At 59.3% G+C, this 17,818-nt stretch carries 17 protein-coding genes; 6 read left to right on the top strand and 11 right to left on the bottom strand.

Going from position 1 to position 17,818, the window contains the following annotated elements; genetic code table 11:
- The first annotated feature begins 57 nt into the window (after window positions 1-57).
- Window positions 58-876 (top strand): nickel-binding protein, encoded by an 819-nt coding sequence (locus ASC96_RS14270; RefSeq protein WP_060503705.1) that lies wholly within the window; start codon window positions 58-60, stop codon window positions 874-876.
- A gap of 20 nt (window positions 877-896) precedes the next feature.
- Here ASC96_RS14270 and ASC96_RS14265 read toward each other — a convergent pair whose 3' ends face one another.
- Both ASC96_RS14265 and ASC96_RS14260 read right to left on the bottom strand, forming a co-directional pair.
- The gene (locus ASC96_RS14265; RefSeq protein WP_156393793.1) at window positions 897-1,598 is read right to left on the bottom strand and encodes a sugar transferase; all 702 of its coding nucleotides are present in this window, start codon (window positions 1,596-1,598) and stop codon (window positions 897-899) included.
- A 50-nt stretch (window positions 1,599-1,648) separates the two neighbouring features.
- Window positions 1,649-2,683, bottom strand: coding sequence for a glycosyltransferase family A protein (locus ASC96_RS14260; RefSeq protein WP_060503703.1), 1,035 nt, complete (start codon window positions 2,681-2,683; stop codon window positions 1,649-1,651).
- A gap of 599 nt (window positions 2,684-3,282) precedes the next feature.
- Here ASC96_RS14260 and aztD point away from each other — a divergent pair.
- Window positions 3,283-4,488, top strand: a complete 1,206-nt coding sequence (gene aztD / locus ASC96_RS14255; RefSeq protein WP_112834567.1) for a zinc metallochaperone AztD — start codon at window positions 3,283-3,285, stop codon at window positions 4,486-4,488.
- Between the two features lie 59 nt (window positions 4,489-4,547).
- Here the strand turns inward: aztD and ASC96_RS14250 are convergent, their stop codons facing one another.
- Together ASC96_RS14250 and ASC96_RS14245 are read right to left on the bottom strand one after the other, a co-directional pair.
- Complete coding sequence (locus ASC96_RS14250) at window positions 4,548-6,728, bottom strand: right-handed parallel beta-helix repeat-containing protein (protein WP_162246351.1); 2,181 nt, start codon at window positions 6,726-6,728, stop codon at window positions 4,548-4,550.
- A gap of 149 nt (window positions 6,729-6,877) precedes the next feature.
- Entirely contained in the window at window positions 6,878-7,741 is an 864-nt protein-coding gene (locus tag ASC96_RS14245; protein WP_112834566.1) for a VOC family protein, read from the bottom strand.
- A 339-nt stretch (window positions 7,742-8,080) separates the two neighbouring features.
- Between ASC96_RS14245 and ASC96_RS14240 the strand changes: the two genes are divergently transcribed.
- Both ASC96_RS14240 and ASC96_RS14235 read left to right on the top strand, forming a co-directional pair.
- On the top strand, window positions 8,081-8,506 hold the full coding sequence (locus ASC96_RS14240; RefSeq protein WP_060503827.1) for a universal stress protein: 426 nt from the start codon (window positions 8,081-8,083) through the stop codon (window positions 8,504-8,506).
- Between the two features lie 188 nt (window positions 8,507-8,694).
- On the top strand, window positions 8,695-10,317 hold the full coding sequence (locus ASC96_RS14235) for an arylsulfatase (RefSeq protein ID WP_060503700.1): 1,623 nt from the start codon (window positions 8,695-8,697) through the stop codon (window positions 10,315-10,317).
- Between the two features lie 244 nt (window positions 10,318-10,561).
- Here ASC96_RS14235 and ASC96_RS14230 read toward each other — a convergent pair whose 3' ends face one another.
- The 3 genes from ASC96_RS14230 to ASC96_RS14220 all read right to left on the bottom strand — a co-directional run bounded on the left by ASC96_RS14230 (window position 10,562) and on the right by ASC96_RS14220 (window position 13,106).
- Window positions 10,562-11,488 carry a sterol desaturase family protein gene (locus ASC96_RS14230; protein WP_244482054.1) on the bottom strand — a complete coding sequence of 309 codons (927 nt, stop codon included), beginning with the start codon at window positions 11,486-11,488 and terminating at the stop codon, window positions 10,562-10,564.
- Between the two features lie 217 nt (window positions 11,489-11,705).
- A complete protein-coding gene (locus ASC96_RS14225) occupies window positions 11,706-12,695 on the bottom strand; it encodes an aldo/keto reductase (RefSeq protein ID WP_060503698.1) in 990 nt (329 codons plus the stop codon).
- Window positions 12,696-12,710: 15 nt separating this feature from the next.
- Window positions 12,711-13,106, bottom strand: a complete 396-nt coding sequence (locus tag ASC96_RS14220; protein ID WP_060503697.1) for a cupin domain-containing protein — start codon at window positions 13,104-13,106, stop codon at window positions 12,711-12,713.
- 131 nt (window positions 13,107-13,237) lie between these two features.
- Between ASC96_RS14220 and ASC96_RS14215 the strand changes: the two genes are divergently transcribed.
- Complete coding sequence (locus ASC96_RS14215; RefSeq protein WP_060503696.1) at window positions 13,238-14,146, top strand: LysR family transcriptional regulator; 909 nt, start codon at window positions 13,238-13,240, stop codon at window positions 14,144-14,146.
- Window positions 14,147-14,328: 182 nt separating this feature from the next.
- Window positions 14,329-14,988 (top strand): hemolysin III family protein, encoded by a 660-nt coding sequence (locus ASC96_RS14210; RefSeq protein WP_060503695.1) that lies wholly within the window; start codon window positions 14,329-14,331, stop codon window positions 14,986-14,988.
- 34 nt (window positions 14,989-15,022) lie between these two features.
- Here the strand turns inward: ASC96_RS14210 and ASC96_RS14205 are convergent, their stop codons facing one another.
- The 4 genes from ASC96_RS14205 to msrB all read right to left on the bottom strand — a co-directional run bounded on the left by ASC96_RS14205 (window position 15,023) and on the right by msrB (window position 17,607).
- Window positions 15,023-15,892 carry a DUF4118 domain-containing protein gene (locus ASC96_RS14205; protein WP_060503694.1) on the bottom strand — a complete coding sequence of 290 codons (870 nt, stop codon included), beginning with the start codon at window positions 15,890-15,892 and terminating at the stop codon, window positions 15,023-15,025.
- A gap of 185 nt (window positions 15,893-16,077) precedes the next feature.
- Window positions 16,078-16,623, bottom strand: coding sequence for an AAA family ATPase (locus tag ASC96_RS14200; protein WP_060503693.1), 546 nt, complete (start codon window positions 16,621-16,623; stop codon window positions 16,078-16,080).
- Window positions 16,624-16,654: 31 nt separating this feature from the next.
- A complete protein-coding gene (locus tag ASC96_RS14195) occupies window positions 16,655-17,170 on the bottom strand; it encodes a hypothetical protein (RefSeq protein WP_060503692.1) in 516 nt (171 codons plus the stop codon).
- 29 nt (window positions 17,171-17,199) lie between these two features.
- Window positions 17,200-17,607, bottom strand: coding sequence for a peptide-methionine (R)-S-oxide reductase MsrB (msrB, locus tag ASC96_RS14190; RefSeq protein WP_060503691.1), 408 nt, complete (start codon window positions 17,605-17,607; stop codon window positions 17,200-17,202).
- Window positions 17,608-17,818: the final 211 nt, after the last annotated feature.

Below are 17,818 nucleotides of genomic sequence, written 5' to 3'. Positions count from 1 at the left end.
CCAGACCGTAGACTATAACCCAGGAACAGGTGCAGGGCTCGGGGCGGGAGCGCACAGATGCCTATCTTCATCGACCGGCATGACCTTTCGGGAACCACGGCCGCAGACGTTGCCGAGGCACATAGCAAGGATCTTGAGATTCAGGATCAGTACGGCGTCAAGTTTCTGACCTACTGGTTCGACCAGCGGCGTGGGACCGCGTTTTGCCTGATGGACGCGCCGGACGCCGAAGCGGCCCAATGCGTTCACCGCGAGGCGCACGGTCTGGTTTCCGGCGAGATCGTCGAGGTTGCCCTGTCGGCGGTCGAGGCGTTTCTGGGCCGGATACATGACCCGGTGCCGGCCCCGGGGCAATCTTCGGCCGAAATGGATTCCGGCCACCGGGCGATCCTGTTCACCGATATTGTCGGCTCGACAGCGATGACGGCGCGGCTTGGTGACCGGATGGCGGCCGAACTGGTCAGGGCCCACGACGCGGTGGTGCGCAGGTGCCTCGAACAGTTTTCCGGCCGCGAGGTGAAGCACACCGGTGACGGCGTCATGGCGGCCTTTGCCTCGATAAAAGCAGCGGTCGATTGCGCCAGAGCGATCCAGCAGGAATTCGAGCGCTACAATAGCGGCAATGCCGAGCCGCTTCATATCCGCATCGGGCTGGATTGCGGCGAGCCCGTCGAGGACAGCAACGATCTGTTCGGTTCCACAGTGCAACTGGCAGCCCGCCTGTGTGATGCGGCCTCCGGAGATCAGATCCTGGTGTCGGAGAACATTTTCCGGGAGTATGGTGCCGCCGATCTTTTCACGCAGGCAAAACGCCGCCGGCTCAAAGGTTTTTCAAAGCCCGTCCTGGCCTTCCGATGCGAATGGGCGGGCCTATGATGCGCGTTTCCAAACTGCCGCTACTGCCGCGCGGCAGTGAGAAACCGCCAGATTTCCCTGCAATCCGTCACCATCGTCCAATTATCCGCGTAGTCGCTATCGAGTTGCAGGCGGCGTAGATAATGGGCGTCGAGACCGCTGTTCAACCGGTAGCCGATCAGGCCGGGGCGGGACTTGATATAGGATGAGGTATTGGACCCGTATCGCTCGATATCCCTCATAGTCAACGGCGAGGGGCCGACGATGCTCATATCGCCACGCAGGACATTGAAGAGCTGCGGCAGCCCGTCCAGACCCAATTGTTGAAGAACTGCACCCATCGGCGGAAGCGAGACGTCCGGCTGATGCTTGCGTGCCCACAGCGTTTCCGGCGTTGTTGTCAGGTATTGAGCGAAATCCTCGCCTCCGGGAGGAGACGATGTCCGAAACTTCAGGCGGACAAGGGATACGCCATCATATCCGATCTCGGCATGGCCGCAGATGACTGATCCTGTGGTTGATAGCTTCACCAGCGCCGCGATCATCAGGATGATTGGCAGGAATACCAGGATGATCGACAGTGAAATGAAGACATCCAGGAAACGCTTGGTGAATCCTCCAGTTGGTCTGTACTGAAGATTGACAATATGCAGGAGGGAATATTTACCGTTTCTTGCCGCCGATGATATCATTTTGCGCTCGAAATGTTTTGGGTTTTCCACAAGACCTGCTTTGCTGTCCAAGGCAGAGCGCTCGGAAGGCAAGGCAGGGCGCCACCAAAAAATGAAACCTCCTACGCGGCGAGGTCCGCGCTAGGGACGTTTTTTACCGAAGTCACATCGGTCATCACCTTCCTGTTCATGACGAAGAAGGCAAGGTTTGTCGGGCAGCGCAGGATAAAAGCCGGATAGTGTGATACCAGCTTGGTGAAGACCTTGGGGTCCGGAAGAAACCGCTTCGCGGCTCCGCGCAGGAGCGCATAGACATAAGCGCCCTCATACAGTCTCTGCCTGAAGGCGATGGTTTCAGCATCCATGGAATAGATGCGGCTGTTGTTGCGCATATAGTTGTACTGGATGGCAAGGCAGCCCTGGATACTGATCGATTTCGGGCTTTCCCAGGAAACGTTTGACCAATAAAGGTTAAGTCCCTCGCCACAGCTCACATTGACACGAACATCGACCGCCGTTGCGTTGTCAATCGACAACTCGATCCAGAAGATGTGGTCTTCTCCGGCACTTCTGAGCGAGGTGTTGAAGCGAAGGGTCGGGTTTTTGCGGAAATTGTAGACGACGGTTGATGTCTGCGGCGGGCATTCGCGGATCATTGTCCGCGTCAGTTCACCCGCACCGAAGACCTTGACCAGCTGCGACTGACCTGCCCCCCGGTTTTGGCTAAGGGCCTGCCATGTCTCGGGCAGGCAACGGAAATAGTCGCCGTAATGTTTGCTTCTGACGTGATTGCAGAAAAAGAAATCGCTCTTCCGCAGCGCCGACAATGCCCTTTGGATATGCAGGGGAGTCCAGATATCGTCGGAGTCGAGGAACGAGACGAAATCGATCTCTTCGCCGGCAAGGCTGTCGAGACCGGCATTCCGTGCTCCGGCAGGGCCCGAATTGACCTGCGTGATGACGTTGAGCGAGTGCCCGCACTTGAACGAGAATCCGTCAAGCTCGTCACTGGCGGGGTGCGGCGAGGCGTCATCGACGACAACAATCTTCAGCGCAACGCCGGGGGGCAATTGCTGCAGCGCAACTGAATCGAGAGCCCTGCGCAGGATTCCGTCTTCTGCCTGATAGAAAGGTATTATGACAGCGATATTGGTCATCACTTTAAGCCTCACACTATATTTATTATTAACACTCTCTATTTCTGGTTGTTTTTTATAATTCGATTATACGCGTGCGTAATTATTGCGAATAAAACAAAATTATTGAGCATTTTGCCTAAAATTCAGGCAGCGTAAGCGTCGAATTTGTGACAAAATGATGAAATTTTGTCTTGGTAATCAATTGGTAACATAGTTTTAAGTTTGTTATTCTGTGGATACACTAGTTATTGTGGATGAGCAATAGTAGTTGATGCGAATGTAACCGCGTCTCGTTGAACCTTTATTGGGGGGAATTGGTGCGGACCAACGAAGGGTAGCATCGGGTGAACGGTACAATTTTTGCTGCGCTGCAATGTGATTTCTGCCGCCTCGCCAGATCGCGTCTTTTGTTTGTGACGCATTATCTTGGTTCCGGCTGATCCGCGTTTCTTCCCAATCAAGCTGCATCCCGCAGTGACCCGTTAAATACCCGCAGAATGTCAGATGCCGTATTTTCTGGATGGACAAGGTGGGTGTAACTTTATAACAATCCGCAATGTTACGTTATTACATAAATATTGCAGGAGAAACTCATGCCGATCCATCTTGGCAAACCGATGCGGGCCGCCGCTGTTCTGGCGCTGACGGCGCTGTCTCCCCTTCCAGCCTTCGCCGATGATCATCAGGAAACATGGCGGCTGTTCGTCGCCGATCACACCCAGCCCGTGGTGCGGGCGCTCGATATGGCCAGCGGCAAGGAACTCGGCCGGTTCGATCTTGGCGGTTACGCCGCACTGTCCCTGAGCGACAGCGGCAAGACCGTTTTTGCGGTGCAGGGCGACAAGGACACAGTGCAGGTCATCGCGTCCGGCATCGCACTGGCCGATCATGGCGAGCACCGCGATATCGAAATTTCCGATCCGAAACTGTTGCCCGGCGTCATCACCGGCAAGAAGCCGGGCCATGTGGTCACGCATGGCGATGATGTGGCGGTCTTTTACGATCGTGGCGGCAAGGTCGATCTGTTTCAGGAAAGCGCGCTGCTGGAAGGCAAGGGAATTGCTGCAAGTGTCGATACCACGGCCGCGCATCATGGCGTCGCCGTGCCGATGGGGCAGCATATCCTCGTTTCCTTGCCCAATATGACGACGGATGTGAAGCCGGATGAGCTGCCCCCGCGGCTTGGCCTGCGCATTGTCGACCGGGAAGGCAAGCAGGTTGGTGATGTCGCGACATGCACTGGGCTGCATGGCGAAGCGTCATCGGCACGTCTGGTCGCCTTCGGTTGCGCCGAAGGCGTTCTTGTCGCCCGGCCCGGCGGGCTCGATGGGCCGAAGCTGGAAATGGTCGCCTATGGCAGCGATCTGCCGGAGGGCAAGGTTTCGACCCTGCTCGGCGGCCGGTCGATGCAGTTCTTTCTCGGCAATTACGGTGACGACAAGGTCGTGCTGATCGATCCGGACGCAGCTTCACCCTATCGGCTGGTCGAACTTCCCACCCGCCGTGTCGATTTCATCCTCGATCCGGCCAATGTCCGCAACGCCTATATCCTGACGGAGGATGGCAAGCTGCATGTGCTGGATGTCGTCAGCGGCAAGATCGTCCGGTCTGCCGGCGTCACCGAGCCCTATAGCAAGGATGGCCATTGGCGCGATCCGCGTCCGCGGCTTGCGGTTGCCGGCGACAGCATCGCGATCACCGATCCGCGCCATAGCTTGGTGCGGATGATCAACACTGAAACGCTGAAGCAAACCGCGACCATTTCCGTCGAAGGCATGCCGTTTGCGATCGTTGCGGCCGGTGGCTCCGGTGCGACGCACTAAGCCTCGAAGGACCGCTGTCCGCACCTGACATCAGGTGCGGACAGCGATTTCAATTTGCCTTATCCGCCGCAACGGCCGCCAAAGTTTGTCTGGTCAAGTACGCTGCCATTGACGGTGAGGACCGAGCCTGGGCCTTGTGTCAGTGAACCGCCGAGGCTGCCGTCCCAGGACGGATCGACCTTGCAATCGCGCGGGGTGCCGGTAACGGTGACGTCACCTTTGACATCCAGCGATGGTCCCATGAAGTAGAGCCCCGCCGTGCCGGCCTTATCGATCGTGACATTGTCGAAGGTGATGTCGCTGATCGGCCCGCCAAGGAAGTCCCAGTCGCTCCCGTAGATGAACGCGCCGTAGGTCCCGGCATTGGTGATCGCCACGTTCTTGAAGCTGATGCCGGAAACCGGATTGAGGAAGATGCCGGCATTGCGGGTGCCGTCGATCGTCAGCCCATCGACATTGACATTCGTGGTCACGGCACCTTCCGGCATGCTGCTGGAGGTGACCATCATCAGACCATTGATGCCGCCCTTCAGCACCATGTCGGTGATGGTGACGTCGCGCGTTCCCTGCAATACGACGAGGTCCATGTCGCGTTCCTGCATGGAGTTGTCGATCGTGACCTTGTTGAGGTTCACATCGTTTGCTGCGACGAACAGCAGGCCCTCGCGGCGCGACCGCGAGATCGTCACGTTGTCCAGGGTGATGTTGCTGGCGGCGTTGGTGATAACCGGCGGCCAATCATTTTCATCGATCGCGCTGCCGGCAAAGAGGCCGTAGGTCACGTTGTCGATTTCCGTGTCGCGGATCGTCAGGTTGCTGGTTCCATGCGCGCTGACGGCGGCATAGGGCGCCCGGTTCGGGTCGAACACCGAGAATTCGCATTCCGTGCTGCTTTCGCAGATGTAGAGGTCGTGGATGCTGGAGTTCTGGATAATCGCACCGTTCACCCGGTCAAACCGGATGCCGTCATGGCTGGTGCCGGAAATATCGACACGGTCGATCATCAGGTTCGAGGCATCTGTGCCGCCGATTGCGGCCAGGCCACCTGTAATCGACAGTGTCGAGACCGCGCTGTTCGATGCCATGGTAACAACGTCCTGGGCGGGATTGTAGCCCGTCAGCGTCGTGGCAGCACCATGGTTGCGGAACCAGCCTTCGCCGCCGCTTGAGGCGCCGCGCAGGCTGAGCAAGCCGCCGCCGCCGAGCAGCACCTGGCCGTTGTTGAGCGTCAACGACTGGTCAAGCCCGATCGCGCCGTTGGCAAGGATCAGCGCGTTGTCGCCGGCCGCGGCAATGATGGCGTTGATGGCGGCGGCATCTCCATTGGCGGCGGAGACGTCGATAACATTGCCTGCGGTCTGGCCGTTCAGTTCGACTATAGCCTTCTCGAGATCGCCGGTGGCACCACGATGGGTCTCGATGGTGCGATTGCGCTCGACGCGCTGCGTCAGCGGGTCGAACGGATCTGACGAGCCGGTGGACGAGGTCGCACCGAGCGGCACGCGCAACCGCGCCATCGCCGCACCCTTGAAGTGATCTTCGTTATCGTAGGAACCAGACGCACCGATCGTCACCGTCGATCCACCGGGAAGGCCGGGCAGGTCGGCAAAGGACAGTTCGGCGCGCAGCTTGGCACCCAGCTTGTCGTCGATGTTGTCACCGTCGTACCAGTAGCTGCCGGCAAACACCTTCAGCTGCATTTTGTCGCTGGCGCCAGACAGCGGTACGCGAACACCGGCTTCGACATCGCCGCCTCGGCGGGCGCGTTCCATGCCTTCGCGGAACATCAGCTTGCCGCCGCTGACTTCGCCGCGGCCCATTCCGGCAAGCGTATGATCGTCGCCGAGCGGAAGGTAGATGTTGGCGCGTGTTTCGAACACCGGTCCGAGCGCTTCCACGCCGAAGGACAGCTGGTTGAAGGAATTGTCATAGGCGCTGTTCAGGTAGTCGTAATAGCCATAGACGCCGACCACCCAGTCGTCGCTTGCCCGCATGCGATAGCCCGCGCCGATCGACCCGCGCTGCACGCCACCCTCGATGAAGGCACCTTGCGTATCGATGAACAGCGCATTGCCCGAATCGAGCAGGATGGGCAGGAAGAAGCCGCCGCTGGCGCTTGAATTGCCACTGCGCCAGGTGCCGTCGATTTCTACCGACGGGCGCCAATCGGCTGCGTACAAAGGCAGTGGCGCAGCGCTCGCTGTGGCGAGCGCGTATACAAGAATGCTCTTATTTTTCAAAATACTAACCCCTAGACTCACGTCCGCAAGAGCGGATGCCGGGGCGAATTAGAATACTTGACTGTAATAGTCAATTTTAAGGAGTGCGCCGGTACAATCCGTCGCAGGCACCCTGTTGAAAACTCGTTTTGCAGGGTGCTGCGGCGCTGTCAGGCGGTCAGTTTCAGGCCGATGCCCCAGGGATCGATCAGTGAGACGGTATCACCGCTGCGCGTTACCGGTATCTCCAGTTCGTCGAGCTTGGCAATCGCGTTCTGCAGCTTGGCCGGATCATTGAAATGCACGGTGTAGTCTGAAAGACCGGTCATGTTGGCCTGGCGTTTCGGTGCGCCGCGCGAGTTCCAGATATTGGCGCCGACATGGTGATGATATTTGCCCGAGGCAAAGAAGCTGGCGCCGGGATAGCTTGCCATCAGGTCAAGGCCGAGCACATCGCCGAAGAACGCGTTGGCCTGCGGGATATCCGAAACCTGCAGATGGATATGACCGATCGTGCTGCCGGCGGCCATGCCGTCCCATTTGTCCTTCGGGGCTTCGTCATAGAGCGCCTGCAGGTCGAACGGCAGCGTCGCCATCTTCACCATGCCGTCCTGCAGGTAATTCCATTCGCTGCGCGGCCGGTCGCGGTAGACCTCGATGCCGTTGCCTTCCGGATCGCCGAGATAGATGGCTTCCGAGACCAGATGGTCGGACGCGCCCTGAAGCGGCACGTTGTTATGGGCGATATGGGCGAGCCAGCGGCCAAGCTCGGTGCGGTCCGGCATCAGGAAGGCGGTGTGAAACAGACCCGGCGCATTGTGCGGCGCGACGGCCGCATTGCCTTGCGTCGTCAGGGTCAGAAGCGGACGGCTGGCAACGCCGAGCGTCTCGCCGCTTGCGGTCTTCTCGATCGGCTTCAGGCCCATGATGGCCTGGTACCATGAGGACACCATCGGTAGATCGCGCACGACCAGATGCGAATGATCGACATAGGCTGGCATGCGGACGGCGTGGTCTTCGGCTTGAACGGTCATGGGGATGCTCCCTGCCTTGGCTGTGGTGACGGCGCTGCTTGTGACCAATGCGGTGGCCGAAAACTTCATGAAGGTGCGTCGGTTGAAGCTGGTCATTGTTCTGTCCCCGTCCGTTGTCTGCCCAACTATATGACGCGCGCGCGGCGTTCACGGAAGATACTGACTTGAGGATGTACTGTTCTCAACGTGTTGACAATCGCCTGCGACCGTATGGCGGGTTGTGACTTTTGTCGTGTCACACCTATATTGAATCTATCCGCGCAATGCGGCGAGGGTGACGGCCTTGCAAAGCCTGTCATCACGCGCTGCGGCCGGCGCGGCGAACCCGAGGAGACCGTCATGTATTCGAGAATTATCGTGCCGATTGCCATGGACCATCTGGAGCACGGCGAGAAAATCCTGGAGCGCGCCCAATCGCTGCTCGACGAGGGCGGCGAGATCATCCTGCTCAACGTCGTCGAGGATCTGAATGCCTATGCCCAGGGCTACATGATCGTTGATTTTCCCTTGGAGTTGATCGAGGCATCGCGCGAGCATGCCAAGAAAACGCTGACGGAACTGATGGAAAAACACGGCGTGACGAAGGGCAAGGTCGAAATCCGCATCGGCGGTGCCGCCGGCATCATCAACACTTTTGCCGAGGAAGTGGAAGGCGATCTGGTGATCATCGCTTCGCACCGGCCAGGGCTGATCGATTATTTTATCGGCTCGACGGCCAGCCGCGTCGCCAGCCATTGCAAATGTGCGGTGCTGATCGACCGTTAAGGCAAGCCCGTGGTTTTGCGCGTGCACCACCCGTTCGGGAGCGCGGCTCCCGAACCGCTCACTGTGCCTGATATCGGAATGTTACTGTAACGTACTTGTGCATGCCCGCATCAATATGCCCGGTTGTGGCGTCAGCAGTGCATCTCACATTCACGCCACAGATCAACGTTCGATGGAAGGTACATGACATGGCCTACGACGACAGCAACGTAACGCGACGCAATCTCCTTATAGGCACAACAGCTTTAGCGGCCGGTGTCGTTGCGGTCGGCAATATCGCCACCACAACGACTGCACAGGCACAGGCCGCCGCTCCCTCCGGCAAAGTGCCGAACATCCTGGTGATTTTCGGCGATGATATCGGTGTTCCCCAGATCAGCGCCTATACGATGGGGTTGATGGGCTACCGCACGCCGAACATCGATCGCATCGCAGCCGAAGGCGCGATCTTTACCGACAGCTATGGCCAGCAAAGCTGCACGGCCGGCCGTGCGTCCTTCATTCTCGGGCAGGAGCCCTTCCGCACCGGGCTCCTGACGATCGGTATGCCGGGCGATCCACACGGCATCCAGGACTGGATGCCGACCATTGCCGACGTGATGAAATCGAAGGGATACGCCACCGGGCAGTTCGGCAAGAACCACCTTGGCGACCGCGATGAGCATCTGCCGACGAAACACGGTTTCGATGAGTTTTTCGGCAATCTCTACCATCTGAACGCCGAGGAAGAACCCGAAGGTTATTTCTATCCGAAGGACGCCGAGTTCAGGAAAAAGTATGGTCCACGCGGCGTCATCAAGTCGACGGCGGACGGCAAGATCGAGGATACCGGCGCTCTCAATACCAAGCGTATGGAGACGGTAGACGAAGAGTTCCTGGCTGCAGCCAAGGACTTCATTGATCGTCAGGCCAAGGCCGATAAGCCGTTCTTCTGCTGGTTCAACTCGACCCGCATGCACGTCTTCACCCACCTGAAGAAGGACTCGCTTGGCAAGACCGGCAAAGGCATTCATGCCGATGGCATGGTCGAGCATGATGGGCACGTTGGCCAGTTGCTCGATCAGCTCGACAGCCTTGGCATCGCCGACAATACGATCGTGCTCTACACGACCGACAACGGCGCGGAAATTGCCCTGTGGCCGGATGGCGCCATGACCATGTTCCACGGCGAAAAAGGCACCACTTGGGAAGGCGGTTTCCGCATCCCGATGATGGTCCGTTGGCCGGGCGTCGTGAAGCCGGGCACGCAGATCAACGATCCGGTGACACTGATGGATTGGCTGCCGACATTCGCGACCGCCGCTGGCATCACCGACATTAAAGAGCAGATGAAGACGGGTTATCAGGCCGGCACCAAGACCTTCAAGGTCCATCTCGACGGCTTCGACCTGACCTCCTTGCTGAAGGGCGAAAACAAAACCCCGCCGCGTGAATCCGTCTATTATTTCGACCAGGGCGGGAACCTGAATGCCATCCGGTGGAACGACTGGAAACTGAGCTTTGCGGTGGCGCATGGCAATATTGCCACCGGTGTCCGCGAAACCCCGGCCTGGGCGCTCATCGCCAATCTGCGGATGGATCCGTACGAAAAAGGACTGGAGGAAGGCGGAGGGGCGGTCGATTTCCTTGCCCGCAATATGTGGTTGCTGGTGCCGATCCAGGGGAAGATCAAGGAGTTTTTCCAGGACTTCGACAAGTACCCGTTCCAGATGGGCAGCACACTGAATGCCAGCAACATCAACTATGGTTGGCTGCAGCAGCAGGCGGCGCTCAAGAAGCTCGGCGAGCTGGAACAACTCGCGCCGCGCTGAGAGCGTGCCGTAGCAAGGCCCGCCTGTGTTCGCATCGTTATCCACAGCGAACGGGCGGTTTCGCGGCCAGCAGAGCTGTTTTTAGCGTGTGTAACCAAGGAATACCGGGACGGCTCAGTGCCGCCCCGGTATTCGATCGTTTTGCACGGCCGGACAGCTTGTCATGGGCGGAGCGATCCTTGGAACCAGGGCGTGGCAACGGCTGGTCTCCTCCATCCGCTGAGAAGGCGCACCTTCTGAAAGCTCACGTCTCGGCTTTACGCGTCCCCGCGATCTGCCGTTCAAGCTTCAGGTTGATTGGCGGCGCTTCTTTTTCGAATGTCTCTACCCTGCGATCGTAAACGGGAGAAATCGTGCCCAGCGCCCGGTCCCAGAACGAGAAGTAGTTGGCGAAGTTATACTTGAACTCCGCGTGATGCTGATCGTGATATGTCGTGCACAGCAGCGGCGAGGGACGGCGGGCCGTCTTCGAGGCGAAATATTCAAAACCGGCATGGCCGAAGGTGCCGTTGATCTGATCAAACAGCCGGTTGGCCAGCACGATAAGGGGTGGAAACGGCACGATGAAAACGATGACCGCATAAAATCCCTGCGACAGGGCGGTATCGACAAGCCCGATGGAATCATTGCTCCAGACGGTCGGCGCGACGCTGCGATGGTGCTCCAGATGGTACTTATAGAAGTATTTGGTATGGAGCAGCCGGTGAGCAAAGTAGAACCAGGCGTCAAACAGTACCATGCAGAGGAGAAACAGCGGCACTGCGGTCCACCAGTTGAAGTCCCAGGGTTGCATGGCCCAGCCCTTGTATTGGGCGAAAAGACCGATTGTCACGGACAGGCAGGTGACGAGAATGGAAGCAAGGCTCAGGCGAATTTCTGCCGCCTTGCGTTTTTCGCCACGCCTTTTCTTCTGGATACGGCGCTCAGGGTTGCGATTGTTCAGCCAGATTATGCTGCAGCCAAGAAGGAAATACAGCGCTACGGTCACGCCGTAGAGCACGGCGAGCAGGACGGAAAACTCCGCAAGCCCTTCGAAAAAACCTGTCATCCGCCCTGATATTCCTTCTGCGCTTTGGCCCCCGTAAGCGTAGGGACCCCTTCGCTCGCCGATAAAAAGCGTTCCAGCGCAGAAGATTACCTGATTCGGGGACTTCACCCGTGACCGTTGCACGGCTTTCAAGCGAATGTGAAGCCGCTTATCCAGGCCGATGTCACTTTGTCTCGCCCGGGGCCGGTTTCCGTCAATCTGAACCCCTGGGGCAAACAGGAGGTTTGCCCCAGGGGTTCGGCGCTTGCTTTGCAGCCGCTTGGGATGGAATTACCATCCGGCAACTCGCGCATCGACCGGAAGATGCCAATCAGGCGCGGCCCTCTGAACCCCTTCCGGATCAGCGATTGATCCGCGCCTGATGCTCGGCCGAGTAGCGCGCGCCCTGAATTGTCACGGTCGAGACCGCAGCCTGGATGGACGCGAGATCGCCGGCCGACAGGATGACAGCGGCAGCGCCGATGTTTTCGTCGAGGCGGTTCAGCTTGGTCGTGCCGGGGATCGGCACGATCCAGGGCTTTTGTGCGAGCAGCCAGGCGAGCGCGATCTGCGCCGGGGTCACCCTCTTCGCCGCCGCGATCTCGCCGAGCAGGTCGACAAGCGCCTGGTTGGCCTTGCGGGCGTCCGTTGAGAAGCGCGGCACGGTGTTGCGGTAGTCCTTGTCGTCGAAAGTGGTCTGCGCATTGATTGCACCGGTGAGGAACCCCTTGCCGAGCGGGCTGAAGGGAACGAAGCCGATGCCTAATTCCTCCAGCACCGGCAGGATGTCATCCTCCGGCTCACGCCACCAAAGCGAATACTCGCTCTGCAAGGCTGTGACCGGCTGGACGGCATGGGCGCGGCGGATGGTCTGGGCGCCTGCCTCGGACAGGCCGAAATGCTTGACCTTTCCTTCGGCGATCAGGTCCTTGACCGTGCCTGCGACGTCCTCGATCGGCACATTGGGATCGACGCGATGCTGGTAGAACAGGTCGATGACATCGGTGTTCAGCCGTTTCAGCGCGGCGTCGGCAACGGCGCGGATATGCTGTGGACGGCTGTTCATGCCGCTCTGCCCGCCCTCGGCATTGAAGTCGAAGCCGAATTTCGTGGCGATAACCACCTTATCGCGAATGGGGGCGAGCGCCTCGCCGAGCAACTCCTCGTTCTTGTAGGGACCATAAGCCTCTGCACTGTCGAAAAACGTGACGCCGCGTTCGAATGCGGTGCGGATCAGCGTGATGGCCTGCTGCTTCTCGGTGGCCGGGCCGTAGCCGAAGCTCAAGCCCATGCAGCCGAGACCGATGGCCGAGACTTCAAGGCCGCTATTTCCAAGTGTGCGTTTCTGCATTGTGGTTGCTCCTGATTAGGCCTGATATTGTTCGTCGGTGACGTGTTCCATCCAGTCGACGACCTTGCCATCCAGCGCTTCAGCGATGGCGACGTGGGTCATGGCGGTGGTTGGCGATGCGCCGTGCCAGTGTTTTTCGCCCGGCTCGAACCAGACGATATCGCCCGGCCGGATCTCCTCGATCGGGCCGCCAAGCCGCTGCACCCGGCCAAACCCGGAAACGACAAGCAGCGTCTGGCCGAGCGGATGGGTGTGCCAGGCGGTGCGTGCACCCGGCTCAAACGTCACGGTTGCGCCGCTGACGCGGGCGGGGGCTGTTCCCTGAAACGGTGCATCGATGCGGACTGTTCCAGTAAAATAGTCTGTGGGGCCTTTGGCGGATGGCGCAGAGCCATTGCGCTTGATGTTCATCAGATGTCCTTTCCAAACAGGCTGGCCGGTCATGGCCGATGATGATGCAAGTGATGATCCTGTATTTAGCGCGTGCGATTACCCGCGATTAGGTGCTAGAACGCGCTAAGCCTCATGAGGAGAATTCATGAATGCCGCGCCAGCCGATCAACGATCTGACCGCCTTTATCGCCGTTGCCCGCGAACAGAGTTTCACCCGGGCGGCGGCCAGGCTGGGCGTGTCGCAATCGGCGCTCAGCCACACGATTACCGGGCTGGAAAAGCGGCTGGGACTGCGCCTGCTCAACCGCAATACCCGCAGCGTTTCGCCGACGCCGGCCGGAGCCCGGCTGCTCGATACCGCCGGCCCGCGCATGGATGAGATCGAAAGCGAACTGGCGGCGCTCAGCGAATTGCGCGACAAACCGGCCGGCACCATCCGCATCACCGCCGGCGAACATGCGGCCGAAGCGGTATTGTGGCCAGCTCTTGCAAAGCTGTTGCCGGACTATCCCGATATCAATGCCGAGGTCATTGTCGACTATGGCCTGACGGATATCGTTGCCGAGCGTTATGATGCCGGCGTGCGGTTGGGCGAGCAGGTGGCGAAGGACATGATCGCGGTCAGGATCGCGCCCGACATGCGCATGGCGGCCGTCGGCTCCCCCGCCTATTTCGCCACCCGGCAAAAGCCTCAGACGCCGCACGACCTGACCGGCCATTCCTGCATCAATATGCGCCTGCCGACCTATGGCGGCATCTATGTCTGGGAGTTCGAAAAGGATGGGCATGAGCTGCGCGTGCGGGTCGAGGGGCGGCTGGTCTTCAACAATATTGCCCTTCGGGTGAATGCGGCAGTCGAGGGCATGGGCTTGGCCTATCTGCCGGAAGACGTTGTCCAATCGCACCTTGCCGATGGCCGGTTGATCCGTGTTCTCGAAGACTGGTGCACGCCGTTTTCCGGCTATCACCTCTATTATCCCAGCCGCAAACAGCCGTCCGCCGCCTTTGTCCTGCTGGTGAACGCGCTTCGTTATCGCCCGTATGCTTCATCCAGCTGACGTTCCTTGCACCGGGGGACACCGAGCATGCGTTGATGTCCGCCTGTCGCAAATGTTGATCCCGATGACCCTGTTCCAGCCTTTAACAGCCTGTCAAATTGTTATGGTTATCTGGCTTGCCGTCCGGCCGTGTTGACGGCAGACTGCAATGAGAGAGCCGGACCGGCTGTTGAGAGGCGTGCATGGAAATCAAGGGCATCAAGTGGAACTACGATCGCTCTGAGCTGATCGCCGATGGTGTTGTTCATGGCGTCGGGCTCGCCTTTGCGCTGATCGGCGTCACGGCGATGATCTTTTATGCAAGCGTCTGGAGCACGTCGGGGCAGCTGGTTGCCGCCTGGATCTATGGCGCCGGCCTGGTGGCGACCCTGTCGATTTCCTTCCTCTACAATCTCTATCCCGTATCGCAGACAAAGTGGTTCCTGCGCCGCTTTGATCATTCGTCGATCTTCATTCTGATCGCCGCCACCTATACGCCCTTCCTGCAGCGCGGCTGGGACGATCCTTTTCTGTTCGGCATGCTGATCGGCATCTGGTCAATCGCCATTGTTGGCGTCTTGATCAAATGCGTCTTTCCCGGCCGTTTCGACAAGCTGGCGATATTGCTCTACCTTGCAATGGGGTGGAGCGGTGTCTTTGCCGCCGGTCCGCTTCTGTCGCAGCTGACGGAGACGACGATGATCCTCATCCTGGCGGGTGGCATCATCTATTCGCTCGGCGTGATCTTCCATGTCTGGGAAAGGTTGCGCTTCCAGAACGCCATCTGGCACGGCTTCGTCGTCACCGCCGCCGCCGTGCACTATTCCGCCGTTCTCACCTGCATCAGCAGCGCTGCGAGCTGAGCAGCGCCTCTCCTTAACGGTTTGGGCGGCCAGCTCAATCCGCCTGTGGCGCGTTGCGGGCAGCCCGCAAATGCTGGTTATCGAGCGCCAGGCCCAGAATGCGCGCAATGATATCGACAGACGTATCGGGGGACAAAGGCCGCTGGTCCGTCGCAAAGGCGATCCCGATGACGGCGCTCTGGCCCACAACCGTGGGCACAGGCCAGAAATCAAACCGCGAGGCCACGGCCGGATAGACACCCGCTCGTGCCACAGATCCCATCGCCAGTGACGCCCGCGCCGCATCGAGATCGGCGGCCTGAAGCTCCGCGCCGTCGAGATTGTTGACCGGCACAAGGTCATTCCCGGCCATGAGGATCACCACAGCGGGGGCGCCGAACAATGCCGTCAGTGTCCCGGAGGTGATGGAAACGGCAGCCTTGGCGTCGCCGGCCGCGCCGATATCGCGGCTATAGTCTTGCAGCAGAGTGGCCTGTTTCGTCAGCTGCGCCGCGTTGATCGCTCTGCGGCGCGAGGTGAAGGCGACGCTGCTGACGATCAGTCCGACGAAAAAGAGCAGGACGATTGCCCAGATATTGGCCGGGTCGTTGACCGCCAGCGTGTAGCGCGGTTCGGTCAGGAAGAAGTTGTAGGCGAGCGCGCCCAGGATCGCCGAGCAGACGGAGGCTCCGAGCCCGAAGGAAACGCCGGCGATAATCACGGGTATGACAAAGACGAGCGAGACGTTCGGGATGCTGATGCCGCTGTCGAGGCCGACAGCCACGACCGTGGCGGCGGCAGTCATCAGGACCGACGCAAAATAACCCGTCAACGCCGGCGCCTGCGACGGAGCCTCGACCAGAAAGGGATTGTCCGCTCGCAGGGGAGCGGCCTCTTCGCCAAGCCCGGATTCAACGCGTGCCATTGTTCAACTCCCGCCAATGTTATGCGGTCCTGCCGCCAGAGCGGTGGACGCCGCTGCGATAGACGGCGCAAGTATACACCCGGCGCAATCCGGGCGTGAGTGAAAGGTGAGGGGAGTTCCGCCAGCGGCGTAGCGCGCGGGCTGCTGCTTGAGTGTCGCAGGCTCAAGGTTCTGGTAGCGATTTGTTACAGTGCTGGTTCGTCAGCCGCGAGCGTCTGCAAAACAAAATCCGCCCGTTCGGCAATGCCGGTCTTCGGCAGGATGCAGATGTCATAGCCAAGCAGGCTATAGGCTCTGAGGAGGCGGTCGTATTCCGCCACCGCCGCATCGAGGCCGTGCCGCCGCTCGGGATCGGTCACATAAATCTCCGGCCAGGGCGGCACCAGGAAAACCCGTTTGTGATAACGATGCGCCTGACAGAACTTCGCCAATGCCGGTTCGCCGGTAACGTGTTCGAGTGCTGCGGCGGCATCGACCAGCCCCCTGTCGAAGAACACCCAGCCTTGGTATCTACCAGCGGCATTCCGGTCCTCAAGTGCCATCGCGACGGCGCGGCGGGCAAAGGCGGTCATGTTGACCCAGGGCAGGGCAGATCCGTTGCCCTTCGCCTCGTCTTCGACAATGCGCCGGCCCGGTTCCTCGACAACGGCATATCCCCGAGCGGAAAGCGCTGCAAGCAAGGTGGACTTGCCACCGCCCGAGCAGCCTGAAATCACCACGAAATGGTTCATAAAAATCTCTCTGTTATGGGCCTGACCCCTTTCAATTCGGCGCAGCGCCCGGTGCCGATGCCGGCGCCTGATTGCATCCGGTCGCGGGGCGCAGGGATTTGGCCATGCGGCCGACAAGGTTGTTATAGGCCTTCAGTGCTTTGCGCGGATATGTCAGCTGGAAATAGGCAGCACTCCCGTCACATAAAGCGACGGCGCGGGAATACAGAATATCGCTACCTTTGGCACCGGAATAACTGGCCCATCCTGGTGTCACTTTTTCATAGGTAATGTGCCAGCCTTCCTGCATGTCCCACGCCATGCGTTGCCGGATATCGGCAGCGAATGCCCCCTCTTCGACAAAAGCGCCGAAAATCAACAACCTGGCACCGTCCCTTGATTCAAATGTTGCGCCATCGCCATTGTCGCTTTCCTGCGCCAATGTGAAACCGGGCGGCACGTCAGCGCTGTAGTCGAAGCGCGGATTTGAATAACGGACCCACCCGTCCGCCGCCAGAACGGGGATTGCGGCCCAAAAGCTGGCGATCAGCAGCAACGCATATCTCAAAACTGTTTCTCCATTTCTCCATCGGCCGACTAAGTCGGCTCGAATGTCAGCGCAACACCATTCATGCAATAACGCAAGCCGGTCGGCGGCGGACCGTCGGGAAAGACATGGCCGAGGTGGGCGTCACAATCGGCGCAACGAATTTCCGTCCGGCTCAGCCCATAGGAGACGTCGTGATGCTCCGTCACCGCTTCCATGGATATCGGCTCGAAGAAACTTGGCCACCCCGTTCCGGAATCGAATTTCGTCTGCGAACGATAGAGCGGCCGGTTGCAGCAGACGCAGCGATAGGTGCCTGTTTTGCTGATTTCGAAATCCGGGCTTGAGAAAGCGCGCTCGGTGCCGTGCTGCCGGGTGATCCGGTATTGCTCCGGGGTCAAAAGCTCCCGCCATTCGGTATCGGTTTTCTCGACTTTCAGGGTGTTTTTCTCGTTCATCGGCCTCTCCGTGACGTTATGGCGCAGGACATAGGACGAACTTGCACTGCGGCAATTGCCGTTACTGGCCCGGCGTTAAAATTGGTATCTGGATGCCGTGAGTGTTTTGCGTCAGCAACTGGGCACAAGGGCTTGTATATCCCGTCGTAACCTTGAGTTTACCCATCGCTTGCCTTATTCCCAACGGTAGACGCTGCGGCATTCTTTGCCG

Source organism: Rhizobium sp. Root1204, from assembly GCF_001424965.1.
Taxonomy (GTDB): Bacteria; Pseudomonadota; Alphaproteobacteria; order Rhizobiales; family Rhizobiaceae; genus Pararhizobium.
The sequence above is the reverse complement of the archived record's forward strand: the minus strand, read 5'-3'. Positions and strand labels throughout refer to the sequence as shown.